We start from the raw sequence: 17,880 nt of genomic DNA on the forward strand, positions 1-17,880 counted from the left end.
AGGGGAGTTCGTCATGTCGAAGTCGCAGGAGACCGCCGTCTACACGCACGGGCACCACGAGTCGGTGCTGCGGTCGCACACCTGGCGGACCGCCGCCAACTCCGCGGCCTATCTGCTCGGCTCCCTCAAGCCGCACATGCGGATCCTGGACATCGGCTGCGGCCCCGGCACCATCACCGCCGACCTGGCGGCCCTGGTCCCCGACGGCCATGTCACCGGCGTCGACCACGCGCCGGGCATTCTGGACCAGGCCCGGGCCACGGCCGCCGAACGCGGCCTGGTCAACGTCGACTTCGCGGTCGCCGACGTCCACGCCCTGGACTACCCCGACGACACCTTCTGCGTCGTCCACGCCCACCAGGTGCTGCAGCACGTCGGGGACCCGGTGCAGGCCCTGCGCGAGATGCGGCGGGTCACCAGGCCGGGCGGGTTCATCGCCGCACGCGACGGCGACTACGCGGCGATGACCTGGTATCCGGAGTCGGCCGGCATGGACGACTGGCTGGACCTGTACCGGCGGGTGGCCCGGGCCAACGGCGGGGAGCCGGACGCCGGGCGCCGGCTGAGGTCCTGGGCGCTGCGGGCGGGCCTGACCGACATCACCGCCACCTCCAGCACCTGGACCTACTCGACGCCCGAGGAGCGGGCCTGGTGGAGCGGTCTGTGGGCGGACCGGACGATGGCCTCCGCGTACGCTGAGCGGGCCACCGACGGCGGGCACGCCACCGTGGAACAGCTGCGGGCGGTGTCACGGGCCTGGCGGGAGTGGGGCGAGCACGAGGACGGCTGGTTCGCCGTCCTCCACGGGGAAATCCTGTGCAGGAAAGACGACGTCTGATTCAGCGGGAGTCATTCCCGGGGCAGCAGCGGTCCGAGCGGTCCGAGGTCCAGATTGAGATCCTCGGGCCGCAGCCCGTACCGCTCGCGCAGTTCGGTCATCCGGTCGTCGAGGAGCATGAGGGTGAGCCCGATCCGCTCCTCCTGGTCCTCGGTGAGGTCGCCCACGTCGAAGCGGCGCAGCGCCTGGCGCTCCATGAGCTGGCGCAGCAACTCCACGACGGTCAGGACGAGTTTGACCAGGTCGCGCTCGACGGTGTCCGGCTCCAGGTCCATCCGGCCTCGACGTGCGGTCACAGCAACTCCCCCCAGGGCGACGGCACCTGCTCGTTGACCGAGCTGATCAGCGCGTTGAGATCGATGCGCACCAGATCGACGTCCGCGATGCGCAGCGTGATGTCCCCCGTGATGACGACCCCGCCGGCGAGCAGCCGGTCGAGCAGGTCCACGAGGGCGATCTCCCGGCGTTCGATGACGGTCATGCTTCTTCTCCCGCGAAGGAATAGGCGGCCCACGGCCCGGTGAGTTCCACCCGGATTCCGGGACTGTCCACCTTTGTCTGGTCCTTCGTCCGGTCCACCAGCTCCACGAATTCCTCGGAATGGTCACGCGGCACGAGATAGGCGGCGTTGAGCACATTGCGCCCGGAAACCCCGGACAGTGCGGGATTCTGCGGGGCGTGCAGCCGGGAGTCCTCGGCATACCGGGACAGCGTGCTGTGCAGACCGTTGGCGAACTCCTCCGTCTGTTGCCACAGATCCTCGTGCGCCCGCGCCCGCATCCGCCGCTGCCGCAGATAGTCCCGGCCCGACGCCGGCTTTTGCGCGGGCTCCGCTCCGGTCTCCGGACCGTTCTCGACGTACACCTTGACGCCCCACTCGACGCGGCCCTGCAGCCGGTCCAGGGTGCGCCGGAAGTCCTCCTCGCGCTCCTCCAGCATGACGCGGACCCCGCTGTCGTCCCGGAAGACGGTGGCGAGCCGCAGGGGCAGCGGGGTGGTGACCACGGTGAGGGCGTCGATCACGCTCTGGTGGGCCCTCGCCGTCTCGGTCAGCCAGTCCAGGTCCTCCAGACGCCTGCGGAGCGGCTCCTCGGCGAAGTCCCGCTCCGGTACGTGACTCACCACGGCGATCAGGCCGTGGTGGGACAGCAGTCTGGGCGGATCGCCCGCCACACCCTTCAACTGGGCCTGCAGCGGGGCGCCGAAGGGGCGGCAGACGGCGTAGACGTACCGCAGTCCGGTCATGGGGCCTCCTCCTCCGTGGCGCGCCGGTCCGCACGCTGCGCGCCGTCGAGTTCCATCCGCTCCAGCCGTTCCTTCAACTCGGCGTTCTCCCGGGCGAGTTCGTTGTGACGGGCACGGGAGGAAAGGGCGGGGTCGGTCTCCCACCAGTCGATGCCCATCTCCTTCGCCTTGTCCACCGAGGCGACGATCAGCCGGAGCTTGATCGTGAGGAGTTCTATGTCGAGCAGGTTGATCCGGATGTCACCTGCGATCACGATGCCCTTGTCGAGCACGCGCTCGAGGATGTCGGCAAGGTTGGCGCCCGAACCCTGTCCATAGGGTTCGGGCATCCGGCCGGCCATGCTCATCGACGGCTCCCGCCGTCGGCGTACTCGTACTCGGGCTCTTCCTCGTCCTCGTACTCCGGCTCTTCCTCGTCCTCGTACTCGCCCTCGGCCTCCTCCTCGTCCTCCTCGGGCTCCTCGGGCTCCTCTTCTTCCTCCTCGTCCCGGGGCTCCTCGTCCTCCTCGGGCTCTTCCTCGTCCTCGGCGCGAGTCTCCTCGTCCTCCTCGCGCGCCTCGTCGTCCCTGGGCTCCTCCTCGTCGCCCTCGTACGACTCCTCGCCCTCCTGCTCCTCCTCGGCGATCGCGTCCTCGTGGCTGCGGACCACCTCGCCGTCGCGGATCTCGCCGCGCCAGCTGTCCTCGGCCTCGCCCTTGAGGGTGATGAAGCGGACGTAGTTCTTGAGGTCGAGCCGGGCCCGGCGGCCCTGGGCGCGCCAGATGTTGCCGGTCTTCTCGAACAGCCCCGAGGGGTAGTACTCGATGACCAGCAGCACCCGGGTCAGGTTGTCGTCGAGGCGGTGGAAGGAGACGACGCCCTTGGTGGTGCCCTTGGCGCCCTCCGAGGACCAGGCGATCCGGTCGTCCGGTATCTGCTCGGTGGTCTTCGCCTTCCAGCTGCGGTTGGACCAGAAGACCTTCAGCTGCCAGTCCGACTGGGTGTCGTCGGAGCGGCTGGCGTTCTTGACGCCCTTGGCGAAGGTGCTGAAGTCCTGGTACTGCGTCCACTGGTCGTAGGCCGTGCGCCGGTCCACTCCCACGTCGACGGACTCGATGATCACCGTCGGCTTCTTGCCCGCCCCGCGCTTGCGCTTGCTCTTGCCCCCACCGAGGTTCTTGAAGGCATCCACGACGTTCTCCTTGGCGCGGGAGGCACCGAGCTCCAGTGCGGAGCGCAGCGGCCCCTTGCCCTCGGCGAGCTTGCGGCCGCCGTCGAGAGCGAGCTTGGCGAAGCCGGGGCTGTTGCCCTCGGCTATGTCGTTGAGCTTGCCGGTCGTCTCGCCGAGCTTGCGGCCGACGCCGGTCAGCAGTCGCTGGGCCTGCGCGGCCAGGTAGTCCTGCAGTTCGGCCTTGAGGCGGTCGGCGGCCTCGCTGTGGGCGAGGTCGGTCAGCGGGTTCGCCTTGTCGGTCGCTCCACGTGCGGCGGAGGTCGCCGATCCGAGGGTCTCGGTCATCGCTCACCGTCTCCCTTCGGCAGGCGGGTCCTGGCTCCGCGGGCCGCGCCCCTGGCCGCCGAGCCGCCACGGCCGGCGGTCTTCTTGGCGGTCTTCTTCGCCGGGGCCTTCTTGCTCGCGGTCTTCTTGGCCGCCGTCTTCTTGGCCGGGGCCTTCTTGGCGGCGGACTTCGGGGCCGCGGTCTTCTTCGCGGCCTTCTTGGCGGTCCGCTTCGCGGGCTCCGCCTCGTCCTCCTCCTCGTCCGGGGACTCGTCCTCGGCCTCCGCGTCCGGGGCCTCCTCCTCGTTCCCCGGCTCGTCCTCGTCGTACTCCTCGCGCGGCTCCTCTTCCTCAGTGTCCTCCCGCCCGGCGCCGTCGTCCTCCTCGCCGGAGTCACGGCCTGCGGCCGTGCCGGCCACGCCGCTGAGCTGGTCGTGGACCTGCGCCGTACGGCTGTGCAGACGGTCGGCGAGGGAGTTGATCTGCCGCTCCACCATCGCGCCGGAGGCCGCCTTGCCGACCCCGCGCAGGTCCTGGCGCAGCTGGTCCCCGATCTCCTTGAACTGCGGGTTGTTCTGCAGTTGCTGGGACATCAGGTCCGCGAGCGCCTTCGGGCTCAGATGCATCCGCTTGCCGGCCACCATGGTGCCGACGGCGAACGCCAGTTTCATCTTCTTGGTACGTCCCAGAAGATATCCGGCCCCTAGGGCGAGGCCCATTCCCACTCGGTTCATCGTGCCGTCCCGTCACCCGTGCCCGCGCCACTGCGCAGGCCTGTCTCCAGCCGGTCCAGGAGTTCGTCCTCCTGTCGGTCGAACTCCTCCTCGTCGATCTCGCCGGCCTCCAGCCGCTCCTCCAGCCGCGCGAGTTCGGCCCTGATCGCGGCGGGGTCGTAGTAGATGCGCTCCGCCTCCCGCAGGACCTGCCCGATCACCCAGCCGCTGCCGCGCACCGGGGCGAAGGGCAGCAGAACCAGCTCCTTGATGAGTCCCACGACCTCACTCCTGGGCGACTCCCGGACCGGCCGCCGTGCCCGCGTGCTCGGCGGGGCCCGGTTCGACGAAGCTGTACGGCGGCAGCGGGCCGTTGACGCGCAGCTCGATGTGCGGGTGGCCGGCGCGGACCTTCTCCACCTCGGTCAGGAACCGGTCGGCGGAGTCGCGGTCCACCAGGAAGGAGACGTTGACCAGCCAGCCGGTGGACTCGGGGCCCACGCTGACGTCCGAGGCGACGGGCTCCAGGGCGCTGCGCACCGCGTCCGCGTCCTCGCTCTCCCGGGCCTTGACGGCGGCGACCACCATCTCGCCGAGGCGCAGCCTGTCGTCGTAACTGCCGCCGCCGGCTTGGCGGTTGGCCTCGGTCATGGCGCGGATGTCCGGGTTCGCGGACATCACCAGGTGCAGTACGGCCTCTTCCTGGTGGGTGGCCTTGACGTTGTACTCGACCTTGCCCTCCAGCGCGCCCAGCCGCTCCTTGTAGTGGTCGGCGCGCTCGCTCAGGACGCTGGTGACGGTGTCGTCGTCGGGGGCGACGCTCCCGAAGCGCATGGGCAGCACCACCCCGGCCGCGCCCGCCTCGGCGAGCACGGTCTGGTGGGCGAGCAGGTCCTTGCGCTTGGGGCGCAGCCCCTCGGGCGCGTCGCTGACGACGGCCGTCAGCTCGCCCGCCTCGAGGATCCGCACCGGGCGCGGCGGGTCGCCCACACCGGCGAGGTCCTTCGGGAGAGCGGGGTGCGAACTCGCGGTGATGCCGTAGACGTACGTGCTCACTCGTCGTCCTCCTTCCTGCGCGAGGAGGTGCTCTTGCGGGCGCGCGGCCGGGACTCGGTCTCCCGCTCACGGCCCCCTTCGCCACGTGCCTCCTTGAAGGCGCCGGAGATGGTCTCGGCGGCCCCCGAGAGTGCGCCCTTGGACTTGCCCTGCGCGCCGGACTCGGTCATCTCGCCGACCAGGTCGGGCAGGCCGGGGCTCTTGTGCGGACCGGACTCCAGGTCGAGCCGGTTGCACGCCTCGGCGAAGCGCAGGTAGGTGTCGACGCTGGCCACGACGACACGTACGTCGATCTTCAGGATCTCGATGCCGACCAGAGAGACTCGTACGAACGCGTCAATGACCAGACCCCTGTCGAGGACGAGTTCCAGAACGTCGTAGAGGCCACTGGAACCGCCCCCACCGCCGGTCTGCTGTGCCGGGACAACGGTCATGCCGACCGCGCCTCCTTGTCTGTGGTTTCGAGTGTGTGAGCAGGTCGGCGGCCTAACGGCCCCCCGACCTGTGTGCGTCGGCCCGCCCGCGTTCGTAGCGGCGGACGCGCCGGTAACCGGTCAGCTGGCCGTCGGGGTCGAGTTCGACCTGATAGCTCGCCATCAGGCTCATCGTGTCCGGCACCCGGGCCAGTTCGAGGACCTCCACCTCGAGTGACCAGCCGTCCTCGGTCTGTTCGAACGACGAGACGCTCTCGGCCTCCATACCGGTCAGCTCCGCGAGCTGCGTACGCGCGTCGCGCAGCACCTGCACGGGGCCCGGCCGCTTGCTCGCCCCGCCCTTCCCTTTGTCCGAATTCTGTGACTTCTGAGAATTCTGGGATTCTTGTGGGTCTTTTGTGTCAGACATGGCCACCTCTTGTCTGCGGGTGGCCGCAATATCAGTGGCCAAACCTTCAGGCGCCGCGCAACGCGTCCAACCTGCGCCGGGCCGGTCCCAGCGCCCGCGTCCTGCGGTTGATGCCGGCCCAGGGATCGCGGCGGACCTGTTCAAGGGCGTCGGCGATGGTCCAGCGGCGGGCGGAGAGGTCCGGGTCGTCCAGCTGGCTCCAGTCGATGGGGGTCGCCACGGGCGCGCCGGGCCGGGCGCGGACGGTGAGCGGGGCGACGGCGGTCTGGGCGTAGGCGTTGCGGCCCACGTCCAGGTAGAGGCGGTCGCCGCGGTCCTTCTTGCGGGCGGCGGTGGTGAGCCGGTCGGGGTGGGCCTCGGCCAGGGTGTCGGCGGCCTCGCGGGCGAACGCGCGGACCTCGTCGAAGTCGTGCCGCCCGTCGAGGGGCACCACCACGTGCAGTCCGCGCGAGCCGGTCGTCATCAGCGCCGAGGGGAGCTTCAGCTCGTCGAGGAGTTCGCCGAGCAGCGAGGCGGCCTCCCGTACCGCGGTGAAGTCGTCGCCGGACGGGTCCAGGTCGAAGACCATCCGGTCGGGCCGCTCCACGCTGCCCACCCGGGACAGCCAGCGGTGCAGGGTGATCGAGGCCTGGTCGGCGAGGTAGACGAGGGTGGCGGAGTCGTCGCACACCGTGTGGCAGACGGTGCCGCCCTCCTTGGCCAACTCGACGCGGGTGATCCACTCCGGGTAGTTCTCCGGGGTGTTCTTCTGCATGAACCGCGGACCCTCGACACCGTCGGGATGCCGTTCCAGCATCAGCGGACGGCCCCGCAGGTGCGGCAGCAGGAACGGGGCGGCGGAGCGGTAGTAGTCGACCAGGTCGCCCTTGGTGTACTCCTTCGCCCCGCCGTCCCCCGGGAAGAGCACCTTGTCCGGCCGGTGCACCCGCACCGTGCGGCGCCCGGCCCGTACGGTCCGTACGCCGTCGTCGCTCACCGTACGACCGCCTCCTCCACCAGCAGCTTCCCGGCGGCCGCGATCGCCTCGGCGTCGATGCCGGCCGCGTGCAGCTGCTCCTCGGGCGAGGCGGAGCCCGGCATGTCGCGCACCGCGAGACGCACCAGGCGCGGCACCGGCCGCCCGTCGAGGAAGGCGTCCAGGACGGCGTCGCCGATGCCGCCCTCCTCGTGGTGGTCCTCGACGGTCACGAGGCATCCGGTGTCCTCGGCGGCCTGCCGCAGGGTCCGCCGGTCGACGGGCTTGACCGAGTACAGGTCGACGACCCGGGCCCGGATGCCGTCCCGCTCCAGCGCGTCGGCGGCCGTCAGCGCCTCCTGCACGGTGACCCCCGCCGCGACGATCGTCAGCCGGTCCTGGTCCGAGGAGCGCAGCACCTTGCTGCCGCCGATCGGGAACTCCTCGTCGGGCCCGTAGATCACCGGGCTCTCGCCGCGCGAGGTGCGCAGGTAGCGGACGCCGTCGAGGCCGGCCATGGCGGCGACCAGCTGCGCGGTCTGGTTGGCGTCGCACGGGTACAGCACGGTCGAGCCGTACACCGACCGCATCATGGCCAGGTCCTCAAGGCCCATCTGGGAGGGACCGTCCTGCCCGATCGCGGTGCCCGCGTGCGAGCCGACGAGGTTGATGCCGGCGCCGCTGATCGACGCCATCCGCACGAAGTCGTAGGCGCGCGTCAGGAAGGCCGCGAAGGTGGAGGCGTACGGCACCCAGCCGCGCGAGGCCAGTCCCACGGCCGCGGCGACCATCTGCTGCTCGGCGATGTAGCACTCGAAGTAGCGGTCGGGGTACTCCTTGGCGAAGAACTCGGTCCGCGTGGAGTCGCCGACCTCGCCGTCGAGGGCGACGACGTCGCCGCGTCCGCCGCCGAGGGCGGCCAGCGCCTGTCCGAAGGCGTTGCGTGTGGCGACGCCCTCGTCGGCGGACCCCGGCTCCCAGCGGGGCAGCTCCAGGCTCCCGGCGGGCACGGAGTGCAGCATGCGGGCGGCGGGCGGTTCGTTCACCCGGACGCGGATGTCGCGCGGTCCGCCGAGTTCCGCGATCGCCTCCTCGGCCTCCGGCAGCGGCTTGCCGTGCAGGCCCTCGCGGTCCTGGACGGACTCCACGCCCTTGCCCTTGAGGGTGCGGGCGAGGATCGCCGTGGGCTGACCGGACGTCGAGACGGCCTCGCCGTAGGCCCGGTCGATCGCGTCGACGTCGTGGCCGTCCACCTCGACGGTGTGCCAGCCGAACGCCTGGAAGCGGCGGGCGTAGGCGTCGAGGTCGTGTCCGTGCCGGGTGGGGCCGCGCTGTCCCAGCCGGTTCACGTCGACGATCGCGGTGAGGTTGTCGAGGTTCTCGTACGCCGCCTGCTCGGCCGCCTCCCACACCGACCCCTCGGCCAGCTCGCTGTCCCCGCACAGCACCCAGACGCGGTAGCCGGTGCGGTCCAGGCGCTTGCCGGCCAGCGCGATGCCGACACCGACGGGCAGGCCCTGGCCGAGCGAGCCGGTGGCGGTCTCGACCCACGGCAGTTGGCGCGGGGTCGGGTGGCCCTCGAGGCGGCTGCCGAGCTTGCGAAAGGTCAGCAGTTCCTCGTCGTCGACGGCGCCGACCGCCTTGTAGACGGAGTACAGCAGGGGTGAGGCGTGGCCCTTGGACAGCACGAAGCGGTCGTTGGCGGGGTGGGCGGGACGCTCGAAGTCGTACCGGAAGTGGTTGGCGATCAGCACGGCCATCAGGTCCGCGGCTGACATCGAGGACGTCGGATGCCCGGACCCGGCGGCGGCCGAGGCGCGCACGCTGTCCACGCGCAACTGCTGGCCCAGCTCTACGAGTTCGGCGGTGTTCATGAGTCTCCTTCCGCGGAGGCGTCGGAACGCTTGACGGGCCCCGGCCCCTGCTCCGGCTCCCCGCCGCGAGCACCCGCGGCCGGCCCGGGCACCGACAGGTCATCGGCGCCGGGCCGACCCTGCCCCTGGGCGAGTCCGGATCCGGGCCGGCCCTGGCCCTGCGCGGGTCCGGCGCTACCGGGTCGGCCCTCGGCAGGTCCGGGACCGGGTTGGTTCTTGGCGGGCTCATCGCCCGGCTGGTTCTTGGCGGGCTCACCGCCCGGCTGGTTCTTGGCGGGCTCACCGCCCGGCTGGTTCTTGGCGGGCTCACCGCCCGGCTGGTTCTTCGCTGGCTCACGGCCGCCCAGCTGACCCTCGGCGGGCTCCTCGCCCGGTTGGTTCGTGGCCGACTCGGGGGTGCCCGGCTGACCCTTGGCTGGCTCGACGCCCTGCTGACTCTTGGCCGCCTCACCCCCGGGCCGGATCTTCGCCGGCTCAGGCGCGCCCGCCTGCCCCTCGGCGGGTTCGGGGTCCGGAGCCGTGCCGGTGTCCTGCGCCGTTGCCGCGCCCGGGCCGGAGTGGGGCGCGGTGTCCTGCCGGCGGTCCGGGCGGCCGGCCACTCGGGCCAGTTCCGGGGAGGCGGTGTCCAGCGGGACCGACCAGGAGCGTACGAGGCCCAACTGGACGGCCTGGCGCGGCAGTACGGCGTCCAGGAACCAGTCGGCGGCGACCCGGACGCGGTTGCCGGGCATCGCGGCGAGGTGGTAGCCCCGGGTGACCGCACCGGCGAGCGGCCCGGACAGATGGACGCCGAGCGGATTGGCGGCGGCCTTCACCCCGCCCAGGTCCACGACGAACCCCAGGTCGCGATGGCGGTAGGCGTGCCGCTCGCCGAAGCCGAGGGACGCGGCCACGTTGCGCCCGGCCACCTTGCCCTGCCGCCAGGCGTGCTGCGCGGTCATCGGCGTGTACTGGCCGGGGTTCTCCAGGTCGGGCACGGCCGCCGCGTCCCCGGCCGCGAACAGCTCGGGCCGGCCCGGCACCTGCAGGTGCGGGTCGACGAGCAGCCGGCCGCGTTCCATGGGCAGCCCCAGCGAGTCGGCCAGCGGATCCGGCCGTACGCCCACGCACCACACCAGTGAGCGGGTCGGCACGAACTCCCCGTCCGTCAGCAGGACTCCGTCGTGCGTGGCCTCCTTCACCGAGGTGCCCATCCGCACGTCCACGCCCCGCTCGCGCAGCACCGAGTCGGCGGTGCGCGAGAGACGCTCGTCGAGTTCCGGCAGCACCCGCTTCGCGATGTCGAGGAGCAGCCAGCGCGGCCGTATCCCCTTGCGCAAGGGGTGTTTGCGGACCTGCGCGTCGGTGAACAGCTTCCCCTGCGCGGCGACCTCGGTGCCGGTGTAGCCCGCCCCGACGACCACGAAGGTGGTGCGCGCGGCGCAGGTCTTCGGGTCGTCGTCGGACGCGGCGAGCTCCACCTGCCGGGTCACGTGGTCGCGCAGGTACAGGGCCTCGGGCAGCCCGCGGAAGCCGTGCGCGTGCTCGGCCACGCCCGGGATCGGCAGCAGCTTGTTGACGCTGCCGGCGGCGAGCACCAGCCGGTCGTAGCTCAGGGTCCCGCTCTCGCCCTCGGGTCCCGTGTAGTGCACGGTCCGTCCGTCGAGGTCGATCCCGTCGGCCTCGCCGAGCACCAGCCGGACGTGCGGCAGGGTGCCGGAGAGGGAGACCGTCACCCGGCGCGGCTCCAGGATCCCGGCGGCGACCTGGGGCAGCAGGGGCAGGTACAGGAAGTAGTCGGTCGGGTTCAGCAGGGTGACGTCGGAGTTGTGCCGCATCTGCCGGGACAGGGTGCGGGCCGTCTGGTAGCCGGCGAAGCCGGCGCCGACGATCACGATGCGGGGTCGAGCCACGGTTCGCCTCCGGCGCTGTCGCGTGCGTCGTACGGAAACTTCCGCGTCCCCCTGGTCAGGCCCGCCAAACGTGCGCCGGTTTCCCCTCCGGCCGCCGGGTACCCGGCCCGGGACACCAACCGCCGACGTCGCGGAGGCAACCCCCCCATGCCCGAGTACGGCTACTTCCTCTCGTGCGAGCAGTACGGTCCCGCCGAGCTGATCGAGCAGGCGCGCATGGCCGAACAGGCCGGGTTCCAGGCGCTGTGGATCTCTGACCACTACCACCCGTGGAACGACGAGCAGGGCCAGAGCCCGTTCGTCTGGTCGGTGATCGGCGCGCTGTCCGAGGCCGTGTCGCTGCCGGTCGAGACGGCCGTGACCTGCCCGACCGTGCGGATGCATCCGGCGGTGGTGGCGCAGGCAGCGGCGACCAGCGCGGTGATGACCGACGGCGCCTTCCGGCTGGGCCTCGGCTCGGGCGAGGCGCTCAACGAGCACATCCTCGGTGACCACTGGCCGCCCGCCCACGTGCGCCTGGAGATGCTGGAGGAGGCGATCCAGGTGATGCGCCGGCTGTTCACCGGCGAGGAGGTCAACCACCACGGCCCGCACTACACGGTGGAGAACGCCCGCCTCTACACCGTCCCCGACGAACCCGTGCCGATCGACGTCTCCGGCTTCGGACCGGCCGCCACCCAGCTGGCGTCCCGGGTCGGCGACGGCTACATCACGATGATGCCGGACGCCTCCATGGTGGAGCAGTACCGCAAGGGCGGGGGCGGTGGGAAGCTGGTCAGCGGCGGCACCAAGGTCTGCTACGACCTCGACAGGGACGAGGCGGTACGGACCGTGCACCGGCTGTGGGCGAACGAGCAGCTGCCCGGCGAGCTGAGCCAGGTCCTGCCCTCCCCCAAGCACTTCGAGCAGGCGCAGCAGCTCATCACCGAGGACATGGTGCGCGAGAACCGGGTGTGCGGCGACGACGTCGACGAACACGTCGCCGAACTGCGGCAGTTCGCCGACGCCGGCTTCGACCGCGTCTACGTCAACCAGATCGGCCCCGACCTGCGCGGCTTCTTCGACTTCTACCGTACGAAGGTGCTGCCGCAGCTCCAGCAGTCCTGACCCAGGGTGGCGGCGATGAAACTCCACCGACCCGTCGTCTCCGTCTACACGGTGCCGACCGACGCGCCCGAGGCCGACGGCACGCTGGCCTGGGACTCCACGACCGTCGTGATCGCCGAGGTGAGCGCGGGCGACGCGACCGGCACGGGCTGGACGTACGGCCCGCCGGCGGTCGGTGACTTCCTGCGCGACGACCTCGCCCCGCTGGTCGAGGGGCGGGACCCCTTCGACATCCCCGCCGTGCACGACGCGATGTGCCGTTCGGTGCGCAACGCGGGCCGGCAGGGCATCGCGGGAGGCGCCATCTCGGCGCTCGACATCGCCCTGTGGGACCTCAAGGCCCGCCTGCTGGAACTCCCCCTCGCCCGAGTCCTCGGCGTCTGCCACGAGCGGGTCCCGGTCTACGGCAGCGGCGGCTTCACCACGTACCACGACACGCATCTCGCGGCGCAGCTCGGCGGCTGGGTGCACGGGCAGCAGATCCCGCGCGTCAAGATCAAGATCGGGGAGAGCTGGGGTCGGGCGGTCCATCGCGACCTGGCCCGTGTCCGGGCCGCCCGCCACATCATCGGCGACGAGGCCGAGTTGTACGTCGACGCCAACGGCGCCTACACCCGCAAACAGGCGGTACGGGTCGGCCACGCGCTCGCCGAGCACGGGGTGGGCTGGTTCGAGGAACCGGTGTCCTCGGACGACCTGAGGGGTCTGCGGCTGGTCCGGGACGCGCTGGTCGTCGACGTGACGGCGGGCGAGTACGGCTACGACCTGCAGTACTTCGCCCGGATGATCGCGGCCGGCGCCGTCGACTGCCTGCAGATCGACGCCACGCGCTGCGGCGGCATCACCGAGTTCCTGCGCGCCGCCGCCCTGGCCCAGTCCCACGGGCTGGAGGTGTCCACGCACTGCGCCCCGCACGCCCACGCGGCGGCGGCCGCCGCGCTGCCCAACATCCGGCACATGGAGTGGTTCCACGACCACGTCCGCATCGAGGACATGTTCTTCGACGGCGCCCTGGACCCGACGGGCGGAACGGTGCGGCCGCTGTGCGGGGTGGGCCATGGTCTGACGCTGCGCACCGAGGAGGTGGAGGACTACCGGGTGGGCTGACGCTGATCCGTGCGGTCAGCCCTGGCGGCCGCGGCGGCGCAGCCCGGTGGTCACCGCGGCGCCCAGGCCCGCGACCACCAGTCCGGCGCCCATCCGGGACCGGTTGCGGGACACCCAGTCCTGCGGACTGTCGTCGACCGCCTCGTCGTCGAAGCGCCCGTGCGCCCCGAAGTCCCGCCCGTGCACGCCGTCCACCGGCGCCCACAGATTGCTCGGCCCGCCGTGCTCGCCCTCCTCCTGCTGGGAGTCGAACGCGGTCCGCGCCAGATAGCGGTCCAGGATCCCGGGCGCCACCGCGTTGGCGAGCAGGGTGGCCACCGTGGATCCGCCGACCCAGTACTCGCGCCGCCGTCCGTGCGCGGCCGCGTGCAGGATCGCCCGCGCCGCCACCTCCGGCTGGTACACCGGCGCGACGGGCCGCGCCTTGCCCGGCATCCGGTTCAACACCCAGTCGAACTGGGGGGTGTTGAGCCCGGGCATCTGCACCATCGTGGTACGGACGCCGGTGCCGCTGTGCAGCAGTTCGCACCGCAGCGACTCGTTGAACCCCTGGATGGCGTGCTTGGCCCCGCAGTACGCCGACTGCAGCGGGATCCCGCGGTAGGCGAGCGCGGAGCCGACCTGCACGATGGTGCCCCGGTCCCGCGGCAGCATGTGCCGCAGCGCGGCCCGCGTGCCGAACACGTAACCCAGGTACGTCACTTCGGTCACCCGGCGGAACTCGTCCGCCGTGATCTCGGTGACCGGTGCGAACACCCCGGTGAAGGCGTTGTTGACCCAGACGTCGATCTGTCCGAACGTGTCGACGACCTGCTGGGCCGCGTCGTCGACGGCCTTGGCGTCGGCCACGTCCACCGGCACGACGAGGGCCTCGCCCCCGGCGCGCCGCACCTCGTCGGCGGCCGCGGCCAGGCCCTCGCGTCCCCGGGCCAGCAGGGCGACCCGGTCGCCCTTCGCACCGAAGGCCACCGCCGTGGCCCGGCCCACACCGCCGCTGGCCCCGGTCACGACGACGGCCCTGCGGCCGCGCGGCACCGGCATTCCCCAGCGCTTACGCACCACGCATCACGCCCGGTGGTGCGGCAGCTCGGGGTCGATGTCGTCCTGGCGCGGTGCCGGGGAGCCCGTCGCGGTGCCCGGTTCGCCCACGACAGGGGCGCCGGCCGCTCCGGCCGCTCCGCCCGGTGCGACGGGCGGCATCGGCGGAACGGGCGCTCCGCCCCCGGTCGGCGGGGCGACCGGCGCCGGCGCGCCGAACGCCCGGTCGCCCTGTCCGGCGGCCGTCAGTTCGGCCTCGCGCTCCGGCGTCGGCCGGGACCCGGACGGGTGGGCCATGCCGCGCAGGACGTAGGCGACGACGCCGAGGAGGGCCGCGGTGATCAGCGCGGCGGCCCAGTCGGGCAGACCGATGGCCAGGGCCAGGCCCACCGCGAGGGCGACGGCCGCGCCCGCGTACAGGGCGACGGCTCCGGACGCGGCGTACAGCATGGCCGTACGGCGCTGCTTGCGAGTCTGTTCGCGCAGTTCGTCACGCACCGTCTCGCGTGCCACCTGCGCCAGCTCGTCGACCAGGTGCTTGTCCAGATGCTCCAGATGATCCAAGCCTTCCATGGCCGCCGAGTACCCGTACGGACGTACGCATAACGCCTCGCGCACGGGAAGCCGCCGGGGACCGCGCCGGTGATCAGGGGAACGGATCACCTCCTCCCGCCGCCCCAACTAGGCTCTTGGGCATGGACATTCTGGGAGCCACGCTGCGGATCTGCGTCGACGACCTGGAGAGGGCGGTGCCGTTCTACGAGCGGCTCGCGGGCAGCAGAGCCCTCCGTTTCGAACGCGCCGGCGTGCAGGCGGCCGCGGTCGGCTGCTTCCTGCTGATGAGCGGGCCCGAGTCCGAGCTGGAGGCGCTGCGCAAGGTCGCCGCGACGATCGCCGTCAAGGACGTCGAGGAGGCCCACCGGGTGCTGACGGAACTCGGCGCCCACATCGTCGCGGGCCCGGTGACGACCCCGGGGGGCCGCAACCTGATCGCGATGCACCCGGACGGCACGGTGTACGAGTACGTGGACCGCAACGCGTAGCCGCGGCCCGGGTCGCGGGTCTCAGCTCTCCTCCGGCCGCATCCGGAAGTCGTAGTGCGCGGGCAGCGGCTCGTCGGTCAGCCGCGCCCACAGACGGCCGATCGACTCCTCGCCCTCGCGCAGGTCGGCGATCTCGAAGCCGGCCCGGAAGAGGTCCAGCGCCTCCTCGGGGTGCCCCTCTGCGAGCAGCAGCCGCGCCTCGGTCAGCCGGAACCGGCCACGTGCCCGCGTCGCCGGGTGCAGCCGGTCCCACACCGAGCGCGCCCGGGCGGTCCGGTGCACGGCGAGCAGGGCGTCGATCGCCTCGCGGCCCAGCGCCGCGGTGGCCGCCGTCCACGACTCGCCGTTGTCGCGCCGTTCGTGGCACAGGTCGTCGAAGGCCTCGGCGTACCGGTCGGCGGCCCGCTCGTGGTACCCGTCGTCCTGGTCGGCGACGGCGAGGCAGCGCAGCAACGGCCAGAGCGACGGGGCTAGTTCGAGGGCCCGCTCCCAGCTGCGCACGGCCTGCGCCCGGTCGCCGGCGTGCCACTGGGCGACACCCAGGTGGTACTCGGTGAGCGGGGTCGCGGGCGCGGTCTCCAGCATGTCCCGCCAGTGCGGGGCGACCAGCGTCGCGCCGGGCGGCCGCACTCGCCGTGGCTCGGGGAAGGACCCGGCGCGCAGCAGGTGCAGCCAGGGCGCCTGAGCCTCCCCGAGGGTGTCCTCGTCGAAGGGCGTGCCGGGCAACTTCCAGTCGGCGCGCAGCACTTCGAGCGCGCCCCAGCCGGATCCGGTGGCGAGGACCTCGCCGGGTTCGGCGTCGGCGTACGGCTTCCGGGCGGCGTACGCGGCGTCGACCTCGGCGCGCGGCAGGGCGGCTTCCAGGCCCGCCTCCGCCGCGTCGGCCGTCTCCGGGGAGCTCAGCGGGCCGTACGCCTCCAGCCACGACACCTCGCTCTCCGGATCCAGCCGTACGTGCTCCAGCTGGGTCCGGGCGAGGCCGGCCTGGATCTCGCGGTAGCCGCCCGTGCCGGGTTCGGTGAGCCACTGCTGCCAGCGGCGTCCGCCGGGGCCCTGTCCCCAGAGGAACAGCTTGCGTCCGCGCAGCACGTCCGTGGAGGTCTGCACGAGCCCGTGTCCGTCCTCGTCGAGGGCGGCGATCCAGCGGCGTCGTGTGTCGGGCAGGTCGTAGAAGTAGTCGACCGCGTGGGGGTGTTGGCGGATCTCGGCGTTCGAGGGCGCGGGCACCTTGCGCAGGCGCCGCTCGTACCCGAACCGCCAGGCCTCCTTGGCCGGGACCAGGATCCGGCGCTCCTCCGGGACCGCGATGTTGGACCACCAGTACGTGGGCACGGGCCGCTCGTGCGGGTTGCGGACGCGGACGCCGACGTACAGGAAGTCGGAGCCGTCCGGGAGCCAGAGGTCGACCTGGAAGGGCAGGTCGCGCAGGCGTTCCCACTCCCACAGGCGGAGCATCTCGGTGCCGTCCGGGGCCGGGACACGGGCCGCGTGCAGGGGGGAGCAGGCGAGGGTGGTGTGGCCGGTGGCGCCGATGTTCCATTCGACGCCGCCGGAGAACCAGGCTCCGTTGAGGGCGAAGTTCGCGGGCTGGAACACCGGGTTGCGGTAGAGGAGTTCACGCTCGGTGGGCTTGTGGACCAGGGAGGCGAGCCGGCCGCCGAGGCCGGGCAGGACGGTGGCGCGCAGACGGTCGTTCTCGATCACGAGGGCGTCGATCTCGCGGGGGCGGCGCGATCGGCCGTACCCGTCCCGGACCCGGACGGGCAGGATACCGCGCAGCGGCCCGTAACCCGCCTGCCGGGCGATATCCGGGAGCAGGTCGTCGCGGTCCCGGTCGTCGATGCGATGAACCTCGTGGAGCGGCCGCAGTGGGGGCAGCGGGTTGTCCGGGCCCGGTTCCGCTGCGGGCAGGGTCAGTACCTCACGTCGGATCGTCGTCACGATCACCATGGAAGCCGCTCACCGGGGAGCTGGCCAGGGGAGGTACCGGTCAGGATTCCGCAAAGGCGGACACGACGACGTCGGTGAGCAGCGCGCCCGCCGTCGCCTCCGGGTCCAGGTCGGGGTCGTAGATGGTGATGTTGAGGCCGACGCAGTGCGGGGAGGCGAGCAACGGCCGCAGCGGGGCGACGAGTTCGCCGGGCAGGAGGCCGTCCGGGTCGGGGCTGTCGACGGCGGGCATGACGGACGGGTCGAGGACGTCGGCGTCCAGGTGCACCCAGAAGCCGCCAAGTTGCGGAACCGCGAATGCCTCGGCGGTGGCCCGGGCGAGGGCGTCGGCGCCCCACTCCCGGATGTCCCCGACGGTGACCACCGGGATCTTCAGCGCGGCCAGTTCGGCCCGGTCCGTCTCGAAGCAGTCCCGGATCCCGAAGAACCGCACGTCCTCGTCCCGCAGATAGGGCTTCAGCCCCTCCAGGTCGGTCAGGTCGTCCTGTCCGCGCCCGGTGGCGAGGGCGACCTCCTCGCCGCCCGCCGCGCCGATCCGGTCGGAGTTGCCGGGATGCCGGAAGTCCGGGGAGGCGTCGACGGCGACCAGTCCGTACCGTCCGATCCGGCGCAGCGCGAGGGAGGCGCCGAGCTGGATGGAGCAGTCACCCCCGAGGACGACCGGGAAGTCACCGGCGCGGACGTGCCGCTCGATCCGGTCGGCCAGCCGGACGGTGTACGAGGCGATGGCGGCCGCGTTGAAGAC

At 72.2% G+C, this 17,880-nt stretch carries 21 protein-coding genes; 4 read left to right on the plus strand and 17 right to left on the minus strand.

Annotation, left to right across the window (positions count from 1 at the left end; genetic code table 11):
- Positions 1–13: 13 nt before the first annotated feature.
- Positions 14–838, plus strand: a complete 825-nt coding sequence (locus GRC12_RS16805) for a class I SAM-dependent methyltransferase (RefSeq protein ID WP_208780098.1) — start codon at positions 14–16, stop codon at positions 836–838.
- An 11-nt stretch (positions 839–849) separates the two neighbouring features.
- On the opposite strand, the gene GRC12_RS16810 is transcribed toward GRC12_RS16805, so the two are convergent.
- Genes GRC12_RS16810 through GRC12_RS16870 form a run of 13 tightly spaced genes read right to left on the minus strand, consistent with a single transcriptional unit; the run spans position 850 to position 10,890 of the window.
- Entirely contained in the window at positions 850–1,134 is a 285-nt protein-coding gene (locus tag GRC12_RS16810) for a gas vesicle protein K (RefSeq protein WP_165954739.1), read from the minus strand.
- The gene (locus GRC12_RS16815) at positions 1,131–1,319 is read right to left on the minus strand and encodes a gas vesicle protein (protein ID WP_133041853.1); all 189 of its coding nucleotides are present in this window, start codon (positions 1,317–1,319) and stop codon (positions 1,131–1,133) included. Before GRC12_RS16815 ends, GRC12_RS16810 begins: the two co-directional genes overlap by 4 nt.
- Entirely contained in the window at positions 1,316–2,083 is a 768-nt protein-coding gene (locus GRC12_RS16820) for a GvpL/GvpF family gas vesicle protein (protein ID WP_208780099.1), read from the minus strand. The genes GRC12_RS16815 and GRC12_RS16820 overlap by 4 nt, the downstream gene beginning before the upstream one ends.
- A complete protein-coding gene (locus GRC12_RS16825; protein WP_133041851.1) occupies positions 2,080–2,430 on the minus strand; it encodes a gas vesicle protein in 351 nt (116 codons plus the stop codon). The genes GRC12_RS16820 and GRC12_RS16825 overlap by 4 nt, the downstream gene beginning before the upstream one ends.
- Positions 2,427–3,578: an SRPBCC family protein gene (locus GRC12_RS16830; RefSeq protein ID WP_208780100.1), complete on the minus strand. Its 1,152-nt coding sequence runs from the start codon at positions 3,576–3,578 to the stop codon at positions 2,427–2,429. The genes GRC12_RS16825 and GRC12_RS16830 overlap by 4 nt, the downstream gene beginning before the upstream one ends.
- Positions 3,575–4,291: a DNA primase gene (locus GRC12_RS16835; protein WP_208780101.1), complete on the minus strand. Its 717-nt coding sequence runs from the start codon at positions 4,289–4,291 to the stop codon at positions 3,575–3,577. Before GRC12_RS16835 ends, GRC12_RS16830 begins: the two co-directional genes overlap by 4 nt.
- Positions 4,288–4,551, minus strand: a complete 264-nt coding sequence (locus GRC12_RS16840; protein ID WP_208780102.1) for a gas vesicle protein GvpG — start codon at positions 4,549–4,551, stop codon at positions 4,288–4,290. The genes GRC12_RS16835 and GRC12_RS16840 overlap by 4 nt, the downstream gene beginning before the upstream one ends.
- Positions 4,552–4,555: 4 nt before the next feature.
- Positions 4,556–5,326 carry a GvpL/GvpF family gas vesicle protein gene (locus tag GRC12_RS16845; RefSeq protein WP_208780103.1) on the minus strand — a complete coding sequence of 257 codons (771 nt, stop codon included), beginning with the start codon at positions 5,324–5,326 and terminating at the stop codon, positions 4,556–4,558.
- A complete protein-coding gene (locus GRC12_RS16850) occupies positions 5,323–5,760 on the minus strand; it encodes a gas vesicle structural protein GvpA (RefSeq protein ID WP_208780104.1) in 438 nt (145 codons plus the stop codon). The genes GRC12_RS16845 and GRC12_RS16850 overlap by 4 nt, the downstream gene beginning before the upstream one ends.
- 52 nt (positions 5,761–5,812) lie before the next feature.
- Positions 5,813–6,169: a gas vesicle protein gene (locus GRC12_RS16855; protein WP_208780105.1), complete on the minus strand. Its 357-nt coding sequence runs from the start codon at positions 6,167–6,169 to the stop codon at positions 5,813–5,815.
- A 46-nt stretch (positions 6,170–6,215) separates the two neighbouring features.
- Positions 6,216–7,145 (minus strand): non-homologous end-joining DNA ligase, encoded by a 930-nt coding sequence (gene ligD / locus GRC12_RS16860; RefSeq protein WP_208780106.1) that lies wholly within the window; start codon positions 7,143–7,145, stop codon positions 6,216–6,218.
- Entirely contained in the window at positions 7,142–8,998 is a 1,857-nt protein-coding gene (locus tag GRC12_RS16865; RefSeq protein ID WP_208780107.1) for a transketolase, read from the minus strand. Before GRC12_RS16865 ends, ligD begins: the two co-directional genes overlap by 4 nt.
- Complete coding sequence (locus GRC12_RS16870) at positions 8,995–10,890, minus strand: NAD(P)/FAD-dependent oxidoreductase (protein ID WP_208780108.1); 1,896 nt, start codon at positions 10,888–10,890, stop codon at positions 8,995–8,997. Before GRC12_RS16870 ends, GRC12_RS16865 begins: the two co-directional genes overlap by 4 nt.
- Before the next feature lie 147 nt (positions 10,891–11,037).
- On the opposite strand from GRC12_RS16870, the gene GRC12_RS16875 reads away from it, so the two are divergent.
- Together GRC12_RS16875 and GRC12_RS16880 are read left to right on the plus strand one after the other, a co-directional pair.
- Entirely contained in the window at positions 11,038–11,997 is a 960-nt protein-coding gene (locus tag GRC12_RS16875; RefSeq protein ID WP_208780109.1) for an LLM class F420-dependent oxidoreductase, read from the plus strand.
- Positions 11,998–12,012: 15 nt separating this feature from the next.
- Entirely contained in the window at positions 12,013–13,104 is a 1,092-nt protein-coding gene (locus tag GRC12_RS16880; protein WP_208780110.1) for an enolase C-terminal domain-like protein, read from the plus strand.
- Positions 13,105–13,119: 15 nt separating this feature from the next.
- Here the strand turns inward: GRC12_RS16880 and GRC12_RS16885 are convergent, their stop codons facing one another.
- Both GRC12_RS16885 and GRC12_RS16890 read right to left on the minus strand, forming a co-directional pair.
- Positions 13,120–14,145 (minus strand): SDR family oxidoreductase, encoded by a 1,026-nt coding sequence (locus GRC12_RS16885; protein WP_208780111.1) that lies wholly within the window; start codon positions 14,143–14,145, stop codon positions 13,120–13,122.
- A gap of 24 nt (positions 14,146–14,169) precedes the next feature.
- Positions 14,170–14,715, minus strand: coding sequence for a phage holin family protein (locus GRC12_RS16890; RefSeq protein ID WP_208780112.1), 546 nt, complete (start codon positions 14,713–14,715; stop codon positions 14,170–14,172).
- A 122-nt stretch (positions 14,716–14,837) separates the two neighbouring features.
- On the opposite strand from GRC12_RS16890, the gene GRC12_RS16895 reads away from it, so the two are divergent.
- Positions 14,838–15,185 (plus strand): VOC family protein, encoded by a 348-nt coding sequence (locus GRC12_RS16895; RefSeq protein WP_133041839.1) that lies wholly within the window; start codon positions 14,838–14,840, stop codon positions 15,183–15,185.
- A gap of 21 nt (positions 15,186–15,206) precedes the next feature.
- Here GRC12_RS16895 and GRC12_RS16900 read toward each other — a convergent pair whose 3' ends face one another.
- Positions 15,207–17,135, minus strand: a complete 1,929-nt coding sequence (locus GRC12_RS16900; protein WP_208780113.1) for a DUF5107 domain-containing protein — start codon at positions 17,133–17,135, stop codon at positions 15,207–15,209.
- Positions 17,136–17,175: 40 nt separating this feature from the next.
- Positions 17,176–17,880: arginase family protein (locus tag GRC12_RS16905; RefSeq protein WP_208780114.1), on the minus strand; the 705-nt coding region annotated here is incomplete at its 5' end.

This window comes from Streptomyces griseorubiginosus (genome assembly GCF_017614965.1).
Classification (GTDB): domain Bacteria; phylum Actinomycetota; class Actinomycetes; order Streptomycetales; family Streptomycetaceae; genus Streptomyces; species Streptomyces griseorubiginosus_B.

Coding starts and splice junctions, on each gene's coding strand:
- GRC12_RS16825 (WP_133041851.1), bottom strand. CDS start 2,430: ATGAGCATGGCCGGCCGGATGCCCGAACCCTATGGACAGGGTTCGGGC.
- GRC12_RS16890 (WP_208780112.1), bottom strand. CDS start 14,715: ATGGAAGGCTTGGATCATCTGGAGCATCTGGACAAGCACCTGGTCGAC.
- GRC12_RS16830 (WP_208780100.1), bottom strand. CDS start 3,578: ATGACCGAGACCCTCGGATCGGCGACCTCCGCCGCACGTGGAGCGACC.
- GRC12_RS16880 (WP_208780110.1), top strand. CDS start 12,013: ATGAAACTCCACCGACCCGTCGTCTCCGTCTACACGGTGCCGACCGAC.
- GRC12_RS16850 (WP_208780104.1), bottom strand. CDS start 5,760: ATGACCGTTGTCCCGGCACAGCAGACCGGCGGTGGGGGCGGTTCCAGT.
- GRC12_RS16815 (WP_133041853.1), bottom strand. CDS start 1,319: ATGACCGTCATCGAACGCCGGGAGATCGCCCTCGTGGACCTGCTCGAC.
- GRC12_RS16865 (WP_208780107.1), bottom strand. CDS start 8,998: ATGAACACCGCCGAACTCGTAGAGCTGGGCCAGCAGTTGCGCGTGGAC.
- GRC12_RS16875 (WP_208780109.1), top strand. CDS start 11,038: ATGCCCGAGTACGGCTACTTCCTCTCGTGCGAGCAGTACGGTCCCGCC.
- GRC12_RS16805 (WP_208780098.1), top strand. CDS start 14: ATGTCGAAGTCGCAGGAGACCGCCGTCTACACGCACGGGCACCACGAG.
- GRC12_RS16885 (WP_208780111.1), bottom strand. CDS start 14,145: ATGCCGGTGCCGCGCGGCCGCAGGGCCGTCGTCGTGACCGGGGCCAGC.
- GRC12_RS16820 (WP_208780099.1), bottom strand. CDS start 2,083: ATGACCGGACTGCGGTACGTCTACGCCGTCTGCCGCCCCTTCGGCGCC.
- GRC12_RS16835 (WP_208780101.1), bottom strand. CDS start 4,291: ATGAACCGAGTGGGAATGGGCCTCGCCCTAGGGGCCGGATATCTTCTG.
- GRC12_RS16895 (WP_133041839.1), top strand. CDS start 14,838: ATGGACATTCTGGGAGCCACGCTGCGGATCTGCGTCGACGACCTGGAG.
- GRC12_RS16855 (WP_208780105.1), bottom strand. CDS start 6,169: ATGTCTGACACAAAAGACCCACAAGAATCCCAGAATTCTCAGAAGTCA.
- GRC12_RS16900 (WP_208780113.1), bottom strand. CDS start 17,135: ATGGTGATCGTGACGACGATCCGACGTGAGGTACTGACCCTGCCCGCA.